14 protein-coding genes and 4 tRNA genes are annotated in these 15,237 nt (G+C 61.9%); 10 read left to right on the forward strand and 8 right to left on the reverse strand.

The genetic code is table 11. The annotated features are described in order from the left end of the window. Nucleotides 1-3: 3 nt before the first annotated feature. The 4 genes from flhF (at nucleotide 4) to DFR34_RS04945 (ending at nucleotide 4,239) form a co-directional block, all read left to right on the forward strand. Nucleotides 4-1,572 (forward strand): flagellar biosynthesis GTPase FlhF, encoded by a 1,569-nt coding sequence (gene flhF, locus DFR34_RS04930; protein WP_110390053.1) that lies wholly within the window; start codon nucleotides 4-6, stop codon nucleotides 1,570-1,572. Between the two features lie 10 nt (nucleotides 1,573-1,582). Next, entirely contained in the window at nucleotides 1,583-2,446 is an 864-nt protein-coding gene (locus tag DFR34_RS04935) for a MinD/ParA family ATP-binding protein (protein WP_110390054.1), read from the forward strand. Nucleotides 2,447-2,540: 94 nt separating this feature from the next. Further along, nucleotides 2,541-3,281: an RNA polymerase sigma factor FliA gene (locus tag DFR34_RS04940; protein ID WP_110390055.1), complete on the forward strand. Its 741-nt coding sequence runs from the start codon at nucleotides 2,541-2,543 to the stop codon at nucleotides 3,279-3,281. 136 nt (nucleotides 3,282-3,417) lie between these two features. Further along, nucleotides 3,418-4,239, forward strand: a complete 822-nt coding sequence (locus DFR34_RS04945) for a flagellar motor protein (RefSeq protein ID WP_110390056.1) — start codon at nucleotides 3,418-3,420, stop codon at nucleotides 4,237-4,239. Nucleotides 4,240-4,272: 33 nt separating this feature from the next. Here the strand turns inward: DFR34_RS04945 and hmuQ are convergent, their stop codons facing one another. Beyond that, complete coding sequence (gene hmuQ / locus DFR34_RS04950; RefSeq protein WP_110390057.1) at nucleotides 4,273-4,575, reverse strand: heme-degrading protein HmuQ; 303 nt, start codon at nucleotides 4,573-4,575, stop codon at nucleotides 4,273-4,275. Between the two features lie 207 nt (nucleotides 4,576-4,782). Between hmuQ and DFR34_RS04955 the strand changes: the two genes are divergently transcribed. After that, complete coding sequence (locus tag DFR34_RS04955) at nucleotides 4,783-7,227, forward strand: sensor domain-containing protein (RefSeq protein WP_110390058.1); 2,445 nt, start codon at nucleotides 4,783-4,785, stop codon at nucleotides 7,225-7,227. 59 nt (nucleotides 7,228-7,286) lie between these two features. On the opposite strand, the gene DFR34_RS04960 is transcribed toward DFR34_RS04955, so the two are convergent. From DFR34_RS04960 to hpnC, 7 genes are all read right to left on the reverse strand, one after another. Beyond that, the gene (locus DFR34_RS04960) at nucleotides 7,287-8,069 is read right to left on the reverse strand and encodes a ferredoxin--NADP reductase (RefSeq protein WP_211309293.1); all 783 of its coding nucleotides are present in this window, start codon (nucleotides 8,067-8,069) and stop codon (nucleotides 7,287-7,289) included. Nucleotides 8,070-8,389: 320 nt separating this feature from the next. After that, nucleotides 8,390-9,322, reverse strand: coding sequence for a cysteine synthase A (gene cysK, locus DFR34_RS04965; protein WP_110390059.1), 933 nt, complete (start codon nucleotides 9,320-9,322; stop codon nucleotides 8,390-8,392). Nucleotides 9,323-9,527: 205 nt separating this feature from the next. Next, the gene (locus DFR34_RS04970) at nucleotides 9,528-10,025 is read right to left on the reverse strand and encodes a hypothetical protein (RefSeq protein ID WP_110390060.1); all 498 of its coding nucleotides are present in this window, start codon (nucleotides 10,023-10,025) and stop codon (nucleotides 9,528-9,530) included. A gap of 5 nt (nucleotides 10,026-10,030) precedes the next feature. Next, the gene (locus DFR34_RS04975) at nucleotides 10,031-10,786 is read right to left on the reverse strand and encodes an SDR family oxidoreductase (RefSeq protein WP_110390061.1); all 756 of its coding nucleotides are present in this window, start codon (nucleotides 10,784-10,786) and stop codon (nucleotides 10,031-10,033) included. Further along, nucleotides 10,786-12,105, reverse strand: a complete 1,320-nt coding sequence (gene hpnE / locus DFR34_RS04980; protein ID WP_158281738.1) for a hydroxysqualene dehydroxylase HpnE — start codon at nucleotides 12,103-12,105, stop codon at nucleotides 10,786-10,788. The genes DFR34_RS04975 and hpnE overlap by 1 nt, the downstream gene beginning before the upstream one ends. Then, a complete protein-coding gene (hpnD, locus tag DFR34_RS04985) occupies nucleotides 12,081-12,917 on the reverse strand; it encodes a presqualene diphosphate synthase HpnD (RefSeq protein WP_110390105.1) in 837 nt (278 codons plus the stop codon). Before hpnD ends, hpnE begins: the two co-directional genes overlap by 25 nt. 176 nt (nucleotides 12,918-13,093) lie before the next feature. Beyond that, nucleotides 13,094-13,909, reverse strand: coding sequence for a squalene synthase HpnC (gene hpnC, locus DFR34_RS04990; protein ID WP_110390063.1), 816 nt, complete (start codon nucleotides 13,907-13,909; stop codon nucleotides 13,094-13,096). A 149-nt stretch (nucleotides 13,910-14,058) separates the two neighbouring features. Between hpnC and DFR34_RS04995 the strand changes: the two genes are divergently transcribed. From DFR34_RS04995 to DFR34_RS05015, 5 genes are all read left to right on the forward strand, one after another. Next, nucleotides 14,059-14,134 (forward strand) — tRNA-Ala (locus DFR34_RS04995). A gap of 86 nt (nucleotides 14,135-14,220) precedes the next feature. Further along, a tRNA-Glu gene (locus DFR34_RS05000) sits at nucleotides 14,221-14,296 on the forward strand. A gap of 284 nt (nucleotides 14,297-14,580) precedes the next feature. Next, nucleotides 14,581-14,656, forward strand: a tRNA-Ala gene (locus DFR34_RS05005). Nucleotides 14,657-14,736: 80 nt separating this feature from the next. After that, nucleotides 14,737-14,812: transfer RNA gene (locus DFR34_RS05010), tRNA-Ala, on the forward strand. A gap of 111 nt (nucleotides 14,813-14,923) precedes the next feature. Further along, nucleotides 14,924-15,235, forward strand: a complete 312-nt coding sequence (locus tag DFR34_RS05015; RefSeq protein WP_110390064.1) for a hypothetical protein — start codon at nucleotides 14,924-14,926, stop codon at nucleotides 15,233-15,235. The last annotated feature ends 2 nt before the right edge of the window (nucleotides 15,236-15,237 follow it).

The following is a 15,237-nucleotide window of genomic DNA, read 5'->3' on the forward strand; positions in this document are numbered from 1 at the left end:
CTTATGGTAGTGAAGAAGTTTTTTGGGGCCACCACTCGCGATGCCCTCAAACAAGTCCGCAACGAACTCGGCGAAGATGCCCTGATTCTTTCCAACCGCCCGGTGGGTGGTGGTGTGGAAATCATGGCAGTGGCCGATGCGGATGTCAGTGCACTGGCTTCGAGCATGAAGCCAGGTGCAGCTGCTGCGGTGGCTGCACCAGTGCCTACGCCTGGCAAGGGCCCGGCGGGTGCGGCTCCGGCAACGGCAGGCAGCAAACCCGCTTCGTCGATGTCCAGCGCAGTGGCGCGTACCTATGCCATGCCGGTGGAGCCATTGGATGATCCAACCCCATCACGCCCGGCCACTACCGAGACGTTCAGCACTCAGGCGCGCTCCAGCGCACCGGAGCCCGCACCACGGCCTGTGCCGTCAATCAGCATCCCGATGTCGGCGCTGACGGCCACCACACCGCCGCCGCCGCCGCCGCCGCCCTCTCCGCAATCGGTGTATGCCCGCTACGAAGCGCCCGCTGAAACAGCGCCTGCCGCATCGGATAGCAGCGAACGCTTTACCGAAGATTCCCTGCCTGATCTGGGTGGGCAAGCTGGTGCTGCCAACAGCGATGAGGCACTGGAAAAACTGGATTCGCTGTCTGGCGAAGTGCGCGAAATGCGCACCATGCTGCAAAGCCAGCTGGCCAGCCTGGCCTGGGCCAATATGGAAGAACACCACCCGCGCCAGGCCGAGCTGTTCCGCCAGATGCTGGCGCTGGGTCTGTCGCCGGCCTTGTGTCGCCAGCTGGTGGCCAAGCTGCCGGACAATCTGGGCGACGAAGCCGCGCTCAAATGGGCCAAGCTGGCGCTGGTGCACAACCTGAAAACCATCGACGAGCAAGATGAAATCATCGCCCGTGGCGGCGTGTATGCACTGGTGGGCCCCACCGGCATCGGCAAGACCACCACGGTGGCCAAGCTGGCCGCCCGCGCCACTCTGCGCCACGGCACCGAGCGCATTGCCCTGATCACCACCGACAGCTACCGGATTGGCGCGCAGGATCAATTGCGCCTGTACGGCAAGATTCTGGGTGTATCGGTGTTTTCGGTGCAAAACGAGGCAGATTTGCACGTGACCCTGGCGGATCTGGCCGACAAGCATCTGGTGCTGATTGATTCCACCGGCATGGGCCAGCGCGATGCCCGAGTGGATGCACAAACCCAGATGTACGCCCACACCGCCGCCAATGGCGGCCGCCCGATTTCCCGCGTGCTGGTGCTGGCGGCCAATGCCGAAGGCGCCACGCTGGAAGACGTGGTCAACCGCTATCTGCCTGGCGGTGGCCTGGTGGGCTGCGTGATGTCCAAAATCGACGAGGCGCCGACCTTGGGCGGCGCCATCGACACCATCATCCGTCACCGTTTGCCACTGCTGTACGTGACCAATGGCCAGCGCGTGCCGGAAGATCTCCACCTGGCCAAGTCCAACTACCTGATTGATCGAGCCTTCAAGATGGCGCGCGAAGCGAGCCCCTACAGCTTGAAGAGCGATGAATATCAGCTGTTGACGTCGGCCTTTGTTGGCACCCTGAACTAGGACCCGGGCCATGGAAGACCAGGCCGCCAGCCTGCGCCGTCTGACGCCTGCCGCCCAGGTGGGGCGTAGCTTTGCCTTTTTGGGAGTGTCCGGCTGCGGTGTCACCACCATGGTCAGCGAAATGGCAGCCGGCCTGACCGCTGCGCAGCGGCGCACCCTGATTATCGACGCGCACCCTGGTAATCCGCTGGCACAGCGTTTTGTCGATGATCCAGGGGTGACACTGGACATGGTCGCCAGCAGTCAGGGCTCCTTGCACGATGCCGTTACCCAACTGCCGTTTGGCGCTTCGGTGATGAATGTGCATAGCCGCCCGTCCACGCTGATGCACCTGCCCGAGCCGATCGAACACCGATTGGTGTCCGAATATGAGGCGCTTACCCGTGATATCGAGCTGGTGCTGATTGATGCGCCATCGGTAAGCACCGATCCGGCGCTGGCGGCGCTGGCCGACAATCTGGTGCTGGTGCTTACCCCCGATATCCAGACGCTGATGCAGGCCTACGCCATGGTCAAGCGCCTGGCACTGGAATTCGCCCGCCGCCGTTTTGACGTGCTGGTCAACCGCGCGCGCGACATGAACGAAGCCCAGGCGATTTTTCAGCGCCTGTCACAAGTGACCAGTGAGTTTCTTGGTGTGTCATTGCGTTGGGTAGGGTTTGTGCCGGAAGATCCGATGGTCCGTCGTGCTGTCTTGTTGCGCACCACGACCCTGCATGGTTTTCCGGGCAGCGAGGCAGGCACAGCCTGCTCGCAACTGGCCGCTGTCCTGCCACGCTGGAGTTCGGTCGAACATGGCAATGCCCGGCAACTGTTTGAACGCTATCTGGCTGCCACTCGCCACTTGGCTGAGGAAGCCGCCACCCCCTTATGATGAACCGCATTGCTGACCTTACGGCGTTTCTCCCATGTCTGAAGCCGGATACTCCTGCCCTCCGTCTGCTCGTCCTGCTGCTGCGGGGGCGCGTATGAGCCGACGCCCGGCCTATCCTTCCGCTGAGCCGGCCAATGCCGGCGTACCGGATATCGAGCGCCATATTTCGCTGGTGAAAAAAATCGCCTATCTGCTGATGAGTCGGTTGCCAGCGTCGGTTGAGCTGGACGATCTGGTTCAGGTGGGGCTGATTGGCCTGATTGAAGCTTCTCGCCAGTTTGATGCCAGTCAGGGCGTGCTGTTTGAGACCTTCGCCAGCCAGCGCGTGCGCGGCGCCATGCTCGACGAGCTGCGCCGGGCCGACTGGTTGCCCCGTCAGGCGCGCAAGCAGGCCAAGCAAATCGAAGAAGCCATTTCCCGGCTGGAACAAAACCTGGCGCGCCCACCGCGCGAGCCGGAAATTGCCGAGGCACTGGGCCTGAGTCTGGATGACTATCAGGATGCGCTGTTTGATTGCAAGGGCCACCAACTGGTGTATTACGAGGACTTTGCTGTCGATGAAGACCAAGGTGGTGGCAGCGTGGTGGAAAGCATTGCCGACGTTCGTCAGGTGGATCCGATCGACATCCTCAACGACAGCGGTTTTCGTCATGGTCTGGTCGAGGCCATCAAGACCCTGCCCGAGCGCGACCAACTGGTGATGAGTCTGTATTACGAACAAGAACTCAATCTGAAGGAAATCGGCGAGGTGCTGGGTGTGACCGAGTCGCGCGTCTGCCAGCTGCACAGCCAGGCGGTGGCGCGGCTGCGCACCAAGCTGCGCGACTGGTTCTGAGCATTTGCCGCCCGACATGGGCGGTTTCTTCATCATTTCATTACAACAACAAGATCCCCATGACCACCCGCTTTTTGCCTGGCCGGTTATTTACCCGGCACCTTGAGTTCTGTCTGGCCCAGATGGAGGTCTGCACATGGATGTGATCAGCCTGCTGGGCCTGGCCGTTGGCCTGGCCTCCATTTTGCTGGGCCAGGCGCTGGAAGGTGGCCATATTGGTTCGCTGTTTCAGCCTACGGCCTTGCTGATTGTCATGGGCGGCACCGCCGGTGCGGTGATGCTGCAATGCACGCCGGCGCAATTCATGCTGGGCCTGCGCCGCTTGCCGCGCGTATTTCTGCCACCGCGCCACGATCTGCACCAGCAACTGGCAGATCTGGTCAGCTGGAGCCAGATTGCCCGCAAGAACGGCATCCTGTCGATGGAAGAGTTTGCCCGTGCACAAGAGGACAACCCCTTTCTGCAAAAAGGCCTGCAACTCTTGGCCGACGGGGTGGACCCGGTGACCCTGCGTCATGCGCTGGAGCTGGACATCAACTCGCTGGAGCAGCGCGAACGTTTTGCTGCCCGGGTGTGGGAGTCCGCTGGCGGCTATGCGCCGACGCTGGGCATTTTGGGCGCCGTGCTCGGCCTGATTCACGTCATGGAAAACCTGGCCGAGCCTTCCAAGCTGGGCGGCGGTATTGCTGTGGCTTTTGTCGCCACCGTGTATGGCGTGGGTCTGGCCAACCTGGTGTTTCTGCCGGTGGCGCACAAGCTGAAAACCCTGCTTACCGAACAGATTAATCTGATGGAAATGCAGGTCGAAGGCCTGGTGGCAATTGGCAGCGGCGAAAATCCCCGTATCCTGGAAAATCGCCTGCAAGGCTTTCTTGATCCCAGCCGGCCGGCTCCCTCGGTGGCCGAAAAGCCTGCCGTTCAGTCCTCAACTCGCCATGAGCCGGGCGACAGCGCCTGACCTCACGGCCCCAGCCTGCCCGACCGGGCAGGCTCACAATACCGACTTGAACAGTTCCAGCTGTGGCGGCCCCAGATACAGCTCGCGGCGCGCTCCGGCATTGGCGTGTGCCTGGCGGAAGGCATCCGAGCGGGTCCATGCCTGAAAGGCATCTTCAGATTCCCACTCGGCATGCGAGGCGAACAGCGTGTATTCCTCGGTGCTGGCGCCTTGCAGCAAGTGAAAGTGGATAAAACCAGGCACTTGCTCCAGATAGCTGTTGCGTTCACGCCAGATGGCAATAAACGCGTCTTCTTGACCCCGGGCAATGCGAAAGCGGTTCATGGCGAGGAACATGCGGCAACTCTCCTGAAAAAGGGCATCCCGCTGGCTTGATCATGCGGGTAGATGTCAGTGTACCCGCCTGCGGGACAAACCGCGATGGGCAGGATTCGACATGATTGGTCCTTGACATTGACCATGCCATGATCAGGTTTGACCGCACATTTGGCGGCCCCGCCTTGGCTGGTTATCATCTTTTTGGTTTGTTGTCTGGAGCACGGCATGCATACGCCCACGCCGCTGGACTCCGCCATCATGGCCTCAATGGCCGGGGAAGCGTCGTTCCAGCACCTGTTCATGGCCAATCCACAGCCAATGTGGATTTTTGATCTGTCCACCTTGCGCTTTCTGGCTGTCAACCAGGCCGCGTTGCAGCATTATGGCTATAGTCAGGCCGAATTTCTGGACCTGACCATCCGCGATATCCGCTCACCGGAAGAAGTGACCCGCCTGTTGGACGTATTGTCTGAGCAGGCGTCTCCATTCAATGAGACCGGTCTGTGGAAGCACCTGACTCGAGATGGCCGGGTGATTGAGGTGGAGGTGACCACCCATCTGATCCAGTTTGCCGGCCAGCGCGCCAAGCTGGTGTTGATCAACGATGTATCCGAGCGCTTGCGCGCCGAGCGTGCGCTGCGCGAGCACGAGGCGCGTCTGCGTCTGTTTATTGAGCATGCGCCAGTGGCGCTGGCCATGTTCGACCGCGACATGCGCTATCTGGCTGCCAGCCGCCGCTGGCAGGATGATTATGGCCTGGGCCATCACCCTCTGGATGGCCGTTGCCACTATGAAGTGTTCCCGGAAATCGGCGCCCGCTGGCGCGAGCTGCATCAACGCGGGCTGCAGGGCGAAGCGCTCAACTGCGAAGCTGAGCGCTTTGTGCGTCAGGATGGCCGCGTGCAATGGCTGCGCTGGACCATCCACCCGTGGCGCGATGACCAGGGTGATGTGGGCGGTATTGTGATTTTTACCGAGGATATTTCCGAGCGCAAACGCACCGAAGAAACCTTGCGCCAGTCGGCCACCATTTTTGAATCGATGCGCGATGGCGTGCTGATCACCGACCTGAGCCCGGCTATCGTTGCCGTCAACCGCGCTTATACCGACATCACCGGTTACACGCTGGACGAAGTGCGCGGGTTGAATCCCAGCCTGCTGCGCTCAGGTCGCCATGATCATGATTTTTATCAGCTGATGTGGAAAAACGTGCTGGAAGAAGGCCATTGGGTGGGGGAGATCTGGAACCGGCGCAAAAGCGGCGAGCTGTACCCGCAACTGCTGTCAATCAGCACCGTGTACGACCCGCAAGGCGCGCCCTGCAATTATGTTGGGGTATTCACCGATATTTCGCAGGTGCGCCAGTCCGAAGCCCGGCTGGAGCATCTGGCGCATTTTGATCCACTTACCGACTTGCCCAACCGCTTGCTGGCCTATTCACGGCTGCAACACGCCATCGAACGCGGCCAGCGCACCGACCGGCGGGTAGCCGCTTTGCTGATTGACATCGACCGCTTCAAAAATGTCAACGACAGCTTGGGTCATCATATTGGCGACCAGTTATTACAGGCCGCCGCCGCCCGTTTGCGTGCGGTGGCGGTGAGCGTGGACACCGTGGCGCGGCTGGGCGGCGATGAGTTTTTGCTGATTCTCGATAACCTGGACGACCCCGCGCCCGCGGCGGCCTTGGCGCAAACCCTGCTGGATGCGCTGGCCGAGCCCTTCATGCTGGACGAGCACCCGCCGATTTATCTGAGCGCCAGCATCGGCATCAGCCTGTATCCAGACGATGCTTGCGATGCTACCGAACTGGTGCAGCATGCCGATCTGGCCATGTTTCGCGCCAAGCAGGCGCGCAACGCCTACCATTTTCATACCGAGGCGATGAGCCAGGGCATGCGCGAGCAACTGCTGCTGGAAAACCGCCTGCGCCAGGCGCTGGATGGTGAGGAGTTTGTGCTGCATTACCAGCCACTGATTGGCGCGGATGGCCAGATGGCTGGCTGTGAGGCGCTGGTGCGCTGGCAGCCGGCTGATGGCCCGATGGTTCCACCGGGCCAGTTCATCCCACTGGCCGAGGAGCTTGGCCTGATCGTGCCGTTGGGGGGCTGGGTGTTGGCGGAAGCCTGCCGGCAGGGCCGCATCTGGCTGGACGCTGGCCAGCCACCACGGGTGATGGCGGTCAATATCTCTGCGCGCCAGTTTCAGCATCCGGATTTTGTGAACACCGTGCGCGCCACCCTGGCCGCCAGCGGCTTTCCGCCGGCGTGCCTGGAGCTGGAGCTGACCGAGAGCATGCTGATGGAGCAGGTGGAGCAATCCATCGACACCATGTGTGCGCTGAAGGCGTTGGGCGCGCGCCTGTCAATTGACGACTTTGGCACAGGCTATTCTTCACTGGCCTACCTGAAGCGCTTTCCCATCGACAAACTGAAAATCGACCAGAGCTTTGTGCGTGGCATTGGCCTTGAGCGCAGTGATGGCGAAATCATCACCACCATCATCGCCATGGCGCGCGCGCTGGGGCTGCAAGTGCTGGCTGAAGGGGTGGAAACTGCCGAGCAGCAGGCTTTTTTGCAGCAGCATGGTTGCCAGTACTATCAGGGTTATCTGTTTTGCCGGCCGCAGCCAGCACCGGCGCTGGAGGTCTGGCTGGCAAAGCGGATATGACAACGCCACGCGGCCCTGGATAGGCGGCGCGGCGTGCAGGCAAAGCCAAACGCAAAAACTTACTTCTCGACGAAGGCGCGCTCGATGGCGTAGTCGGCAGGGTCGCCCATGCGCGGGGATTCTTTAAAGCCCATGCCGTTGAGCATATCGCACAGGTCGCTGAGCATGCTCGGGCTGCCGCAAATCAGCACGCGATCGTGTTCCGGGTTCAGCTGCGGCAGGCCGATGTCGGCGCACAGCTTGCCATTGGCGATCAGGTCGGTCAGACGGCCTTGATTGCGGAACGGCTCGCGGGTGACGGTCGGGTAGTAAATCAGTTTCTCACGCACGATGTCGCCGAAGTATTCATTGTTCGGCAGTTCGTTGGTGATGTAATCGTGGTAGCCCAGCTCGCTGACCCAGCGTACGCCGTGAGTCAGAATCACTTTTTCGTAGCGCTCGTAGACTTCCGGGTCTTTGATGATGGACATGAACGGCGCCAGGCCGGTGCCGGTGGACAGCAGATACAGGTTTTTACCCGGCAGCAGGTTGTCCTGCACCAGGGTGCCGGTGGGCTTTTTGCTGATCAGCACGGTGTCGCCCACTTGCAAGTGTTGCAGACGCGAAGTCAGCGGGCCGTCCTGCACCTTGATGCTGTAGAACTCCAGATGCTCTTCGTAGTTGGAGCTGACGATGGAATACGCGCGCATCAGCGGCTTGCCATTGACCTCCAGGCCAATCATCACAAACTGACCATTGATGAAACGCAGCCCTTCATCACGGGTGCAAGTGAAGCTGAACAGAGTGTCGTTCCAGTGATGAACGGACAGAACGCGCTCGGCGGTCATATTGGCATTGGCCATGGGGCTATCGCTCTCGAATAACTGAATAATAAGTAAGCAGGATTTTACCGCTGCCGGCGGCGTGCGCCTACCGGTATTTCGGGTTTTGCTGAACAACATTTGCCCTGTGTCAAATACGGCGCCCGCGCCGCCGTTCAGGCAGGGCGGGCAGCGGCATCCAGACGGCGCTAGGGCGGCGCAAAACTGTTGCTGCGGCGCAACATCCAAGCTGATGCGCCGCGCTGGCCAGGTTTAGCGTTGCTCACAACACCCAGCCGCAGCGCTCCTGGCGAGTCGCACGCAGACAGTGCGACGAGTGCGGCAAGGTCGGGCAACGACGCTTAGTCGGCCAGGTGTTGGAACAAGGGGGTAGACAGATAACGCTCACCAAACGACGGAATCACCACCACAATCAGCTTGCCGGCGTTTTCCGGGCGGCGGGCCAGCTCCAGCGCAGCCCAGGTGGCGGCGCCAGAAGAAATCCCCACCAGGAGGCCTTCTTGGGTGGCCATGGCGCGAGCGGTTTCGAAGGCGTTGTCATTGCTGACCTGAATCACTTCGTCGTACACGCCGGTGTTCAGAATGGCCGGCACAAAACCGGCGCCAATGCCCTGAATCGGGTGCGGGCCTTTCGGGCCGCCAGACAGCACCGGCGAGGCTTGCGGCTCGACCGCGACAATTTTCACCCCCGGTTTTTTGGCTTTCAGCACTTCGCCCACGCCGGTGACGGTGCCGCCAGTGCCCACACCCGAGACAAAAATATCCACCTGGCCATCGGTGTCGGCCCAGATTTCTTCGGCGGTGGTGGCGCGGTGAATAGCCGGGTTGGCCGGGTTTTCAAATTGCTGCGGAATAAAATAGCGCGAATCCGCTGCGGCCAGCGCCTGGGCCTTGGCGATGGCGCCGCCCATGCCCTCGGGGCCAGGGGTCAGGATCAGCTCGGCGCCGTAGGCGCGCAGCAGCTGGCGACGCTCGCGGCTCATGGTTTCCGGCATGACGATGGTGCAGCGGTAGCCGCGCGCGGCGCACACCATGGCCAGGCCAATGCCGGTGTTGCCCGAGGTCGGCTCCAGAATAATGGTGTCCGGGCCAAGCTTGCCCGCCGCTTCGGCGGCGTCGAGCATGGCCACGGCGATGCGATCCTTGACGCTGTGGCCGGGGTTGAAGAACTCCAGCTTGGCCACCACGGTGGCCTCGGCACCAGCGGTGAGGCGATTCAGGCGAACCAGCGGGGTATTGCCAACCAGCGCGGCAACGTTCTGGGCGATGTTCATGGTGGATATTCCTGATGGTGAGTTCAACAACAACGACGCTGACTGGTTGGGAATAATAATGCAGGCTTGTCCACCCTGCTGGAGTTCTTTCTTCTATAGATCAGCGGGCACAGTTATAACGCAGGGCCAGATTTGCCCCGGTTAAGCATAAACAGCCAGCGCCGGAAAACCGGGGCTGGCTGCATGGGGTAAGGCGTGCGTGCGTTTACTGCTTGCCGCCGGGCGGGGTAGGCGGCGCCAGTGACGGATCGTTGATGATGGACAGCACACGGCCCAACTCGCCTTCCTGCGCCTGCGAGATGCTGGACGGCTTGCCTGAGCGCAGATTGCGCAGCACGGCTTCGACTTCCGGGTCGGGCTTGCCGGCGTCCGACTCAGCGTCGGCATAGCGCTCGGCACGGTTGCGGCTGGAACTGCCTTCCCTGGCGCTGGCTTTTTGCTCGGCGGGTTTGGGGTCGGCCGGCGGCGCCATGGTGGTCAGGTTATTCTTGGTCATGTACTCGTTCATGCCGCGCCAGCCGGCATACACCTGGGCACGGTCGGCTTCGGGATGACGCAAGAAGCACTCTTCCAGCGAACGGCCCGTTTGCCGGCAACCGGCGCCAATGGCTTCGTTGGCTTCGCGGTTCAAGCCAGAGACATTGCCAAGCCAGTTGCAGCCGCCAAGCAGGATGACACACGTCAGGGGCAGTAAAGCTCGCATACGGTTTACCTTTGCGGGTTGAGTTCGATGATCTGGCCGCTTTGCCCACGGCTTTGCGGGCCCAGCCAGTACAGGAAGGCCGGCACCACGCTGTCGGTTGGCGGCACTTCGGTTTTTGCTTCGCCCGGATGGGTGCGGGTGCGTTGTGGCGACTGCACCGGGCCCGGCACCAGCAGGTTGATGCGCAGGTTCGGGCACACGTCCCACTCGCTGGCCGCCATTTTCACCCAGTGCGGCAGGCCGGCGTGCGACACGGCAAAGCCGCCCCAGTACGGACCAGGGTGCAAGCCATGACTTTCGCCCACCGCCAGCACGGAAGCATCGGGCGATTGTGCCAGTAGCGGCAGGCAGGCGCGGGTCAACGCTGCCGGGGCTACGGTGTTGATGCGGAACTGGTTCATCCATTCTTCAATGCCCTGGTCGCGCAAGGGCGACAGCGCATAAAAATGCGAAGCGCAATGCACGATGCCATCCAGCCGGCCCAGCTCCTGGTGAATCTTGAACGCCACGGCGTTGAAATCTTCATCGCTGGCGGTGAGCAAGTCCAGCGGAATCGCCGCCGGCTCGGGGCTGCCAGCGCTGACGATTTCATCGTACACCGCTTCCAGACGCTTGATATTGCGCGCCAGCAGCACCACGGTGGCGCCATGGCGGGCGGCCCCTAGCGCCACGGCGCGACCAATGCCTTGCGTGGCGCCGGTGACCAGAATCACGCGCCCGGCCAAGAGCTCGGACGGAATGTCATATTGTGTTGCGTGCATCAGCAATTCAGTACTTTCTTGAGCAAATATGCAGCGTGCGCGCCGCTGCGCACCGCGCCTTCCAGCGTGGCCGGATACGGTCCGGCCACATGATCACCAGCCAGCGCCAGCCGGGGCCACGGGCCTTGTGCGGCGGCGCGGGCCAGGCCTGCGTCGCAGCTGAAGGTGGCGCGCCGTTCGGCAATCACCTGGCCTTCGGCCTGGGCGCCCAGGCCGGCAAAGCGCTGGTTCAGGCCCGCGGCGGCGCGGCTGAGCAATTCCGCCGCTGACCAGGCTTGATGCGGCCCCGGCCCGCTGATCACCAGCGCCAGCCAGCCGGCGTGGCCGGCGCAGCGCTGGCGGTCAAACACCCACTGGCCCCAAGGGGCGTCCACCAGCCCCAGCCAGGGCTGCGGCAGCGCCTCGGGCCGATGCGCGCGCAAATACACCGTGTATATCGGCTGATAATCCAGTTTATTGATGGGCGCCAGCCAGTCGGTGGCGTCCTCGCGTTTTCTGTCCAGCAAGGCGGTGACATGCTGTGGCGCGGTGGCCAGCACGGCGGCGGCAAAGTGCTCGCCATCCACTTCCACGCCATCCTGAACAGGAAACAGCGATTTTACCCTGTAACCCACACGGATGGCATGGCCTTGTGCAGTCAGCCAGTGCGCCGCCGGCTCGGGAAACAGCGCCGACAGGTCTACGCGCGGCATCAGCATGTCGCTGTGCGCCGCCGGGCCGGCCATGCCGTCGCGCAGCACCGCAGCCAGACAGGCCATCGCCGCCCGCTCGATCGGGGTGTTCAGCGCCGCCAGGGTCAGCGGCTCCCAAAATGTGCGCGTCAGCCAGGCCGACTGCCCTTGCTGGCGCAGCCAGTCGGCCACGGTTTGCTCGGGCGGCGCGGCAAAGCCCTGCGCGCGCAAGGCCAATAAGGCGCGCAGCCAGCGCCAGCGCTCGCCCCAGGGCGCGCCACGCCAGCCCAGCCAGCCGGCCAGCTGATTCAGCGGCGCCGGCCAGGGCGGCATGGCAAAGCTGTGCTCGCCGGCTATGTCCAGCCGCTGCGGCGTGCGCCACAGCAATGCTTCTGGCGCGGCGCCCACCCGACGCATCAGGCGCAGGCACTCGCTGTAAGCGCCCAGCAGCAGATGCTGGCCATTGTCGAACACGCCATCCGGCGCGCGCGCCAGCCGCCGCGCCCGTCCGCCCAACACGCGGCCGGCTTCGAACACGGTGACCTCGGCCCAGTCGGCCAGCGTCACCGCCGCCGCCAGACCGGCCCAGCCGCCGCCAACCACGGCGACGCGCGGGCGGGTGCTCAGCCGAACACTGAGGTTTTCCACGCCAGCCACAGCTTGCGAATCGGCGTCAGCGACAGCCGTTGGTTCAGCACTTTTTCGGCACCGTCGCGGCGGATTTCGTCCAGCGTGGCGCGATAAATCGCCGCCATCATCAGGCCGGGGCGCTGCGGTTTGCGGTCCACCTTGGGCAGTTGCGCCAGCGCCTGCGTGTAAAACTGCTCGGCGCGCTCGATCTGGAACAGCATCAACTCACGAAACGCCGGGGTTTCCCGGTAGTTCAAAATATCGTCGGCCGGCACATTAAAGCGCTGCAAGTCTTCCACCGGCAGATAAATCCGCCCACGGCGGGCATCTTCGCCAACATCGCGGATGATATTGGTCAGCTGAAAAGCAATGCCCAGGTCGTGGGCATATTTCAGCGTTTGTCTATCTTGATAACCAAAAATCTGCGCGCACAGCTGGCCCACCACGCCAGCCACCCGGTAGCAATACAGCTGCAAATCACGAAAACTGGCGTAGCGCGCCTGGTCCAGGTCCATTTCCATGCCGTCGATGATTTCCAGCAGCTGGCCTTGCGGCAAATCCAGCGCACGCACATGCGGCAGCAAGGCCTGGCCCACCGGGTGCTCGGGCGCGCCGGCGTACAGCCGCTCCACCTCGCTGCGCCACCAGGCCAGCTTGAGCCGCGCCACCCGCTCTTCGTGGCATTCGTCCACCACATCATCCACTTCGCGGCAAAACGCATACAAAGCGGTCACCGCCCGGCGGCGGTCTTCTGGCAAAAAGCGAAAGCTGTAATAAAAACTCGAGCCGCTTTTTGCGGCCTTGTCCTCACAATATTGGTCGGGCGTCACTGTGTCGGGCATCCTCGCATGGGGTTTTCAATAAGCGCCGCTCACAAGCCCCTCCTGGCGTTGTTGCGCGGCCTTGCCGTACTTGTTTGTACTGTCTGCGGCCGCACGCCTGGTCAGGCGCGCTGCGCTGGGTTTTGTGAGCGACGCTAAATGGGGCTTGGCGCTGCGGATAGCACTCAGCGTTTGCGCAAAGCGCGCCAGCCCATATACAACCAATCACGCGCCTGCAAAGTGGGGCGCTGGCGGAACACGTCGCCGCCGCTTTGGTGCAGCTTGCGCAAAATGGTCTCGCCGCCCAGCACAATCAAGCGCAACTCCAGGCCAAAGCGGCCGGGCAATTGTCGGGCCAGCGGCGCGCCGGCGGCCAGCATGCTGCGGGCACGACCAATCTGCTCACGCATCATCACCGACCACAGCCCGCCGGTGTCGCCCGCGGCGATCTGCGCCTCGCTGATGCGGTATTTGGCCAGCGCATCCTGCGGCAGGTAGACCCGGCCCTTTTGCCAGTCCAGCGCCACATCCTGCCAGAAATTGGTCAGCTGCAAGGCGGTGCAGATGCCGTCGGACATCGCCAGGCTGCGGCTGTCGTGTTCGTTAAACAGATGCAGCATCAGCCGCCCCACCGGATTGGCCGAGCGCCGGCAATAGCCGATCAAATCGGCAAAGCTGGCGTAGCGGGTGACGCTGACATCCTGGCTGAAGGCGCTGAGCAAATCCAGAAATGGCTGCGCCGGCAGCGCATGGCGCGCCATCTGCTCGGCCAGCGGGGCAAACACCGGATGGCCGTCGCCATCGCCGCCGCCGGCAATCGCCAGCAGGCGCTGGCGATAGTCGTCCAGCGCCGCCAGCCGCGCCTCGGGCGCAGCGTCGCCTTCGTCGGCCAGATCATCGGCGCTGCGGGCAAAGTGATAAATGGCGTGCACCGCCGGGCGGATGCGCGCCGGCAACAGCAGCGAACCCACCGGAAAGTTTTCGTAATGGCCAACCGACATGCGCCATCCTTGCAGGAACGAGACAATCAAAGTATACCCTGACTGCGATTGTGAAAAATTTTTCGCCCACGCTCTTTACACTCGCCGCACCCCACGGCATAATGCGCCCCACATTGAACAACGGCCCTGCCGAAGTTCAACTGGCCTGTGGGGGTATAGCTCAGCTGGGAGAGCGCTTGCATGGCATGCAAGAGGTCAGCGGTTCGATCCCGCTTACCTCCACCACCGGACTTTGCACGGTTAACAAGCCTATCTGGTTTTGTTGGCAGTGCGTGAAAAGCTGTTTTGATAAACAGCTTTTGTGTTTTAAAGTCCCCATCGTCTAGAGGCCTAGGACACCGCCCTTTCACGGCGATAACCGGGGTTCGAATCCCCGTGGGGACGCCAGATCAAAAAACCCGTCAGCCTGTGCTGGCGGGTTTTTTTATTGCCATTGCACCGTGATGGGTATCGCCCAACGTGATGGGGCGCGTGGGCGGCTTATTTCGGCCGCAAGCAATATTGCTGATCAATCCAGATAAGTCTTGATAAAAGAATGCCTTGCCGCGTTTGATCTGGGATTCTGGCAAAAAACCTGCAAAATTTTCTACACAAACCCTTGACGCACGCACTGACCACGGATATAGTTCGCACCTCTTCGACGCACAGCAACATCGCGATGAAGACCCTGTGGGGGTATAGCTCAGCTGGGAGAGCGCTTGCATGGCATGCAAGAGGTCAGCGGTTCGATCCCGCTTACCTCCACCACCAAATTCGATTGGCTGCGTCAAGCAGTTGATCAGGCAGTTAAAATCCTGAGTCTGACCAGATCAGGTGCACCCGACAGTGGGGGTATAGCTCAGCTGGGAGAGCGCTTGCATGGCATGCAAGAGGTCAGCGGTTCGATCCCGCTTACCTCCACCACTTCATCGAAAATCACGCCACCTTCGGGTGGCGTGATTTTTTGCGCTGCAAAATCATGACAAAACTGTTATAAGAAGCGCCACCCCTTCTTAACTCTATTGCGAGTCTGTCATGCATCCCCCCGAGCTTTCCGACTACACCGCCTTGTTTGCCCGTTATGGCAAGCTGTCTGATATTTATATGGGCCCGGACGACGAGCGCTTTCGCTTGCTGTTCGAGCAGGTCTGTCATCTGCTCAGCCAGCCTTCGCCGTTCAATTTGAGTTTGCCGGATGGCTTTGTGCGCACCGCCCGCCAGTATCTGGCCAACGACAGCCGCACGGTCAGCCATATGCGCAACCCGGAAAACCGCCACTTCATGCTCAGCGATCTGTTTGATTACGTGGAGCTGATGCAGCGCATTCACGCGCGCCGCCACCCGTAAGG

This window comes from Rivihabitans pingtungensis (genome assembly GCF_003201855.1).
Classification (GTDB): Bacteria; Pseudomonadota; Gammaproteobacteria; order Burkholderiales; family Aquaspirillaceae; genus Rivihabitans; species Rivihabitans pingtungensis.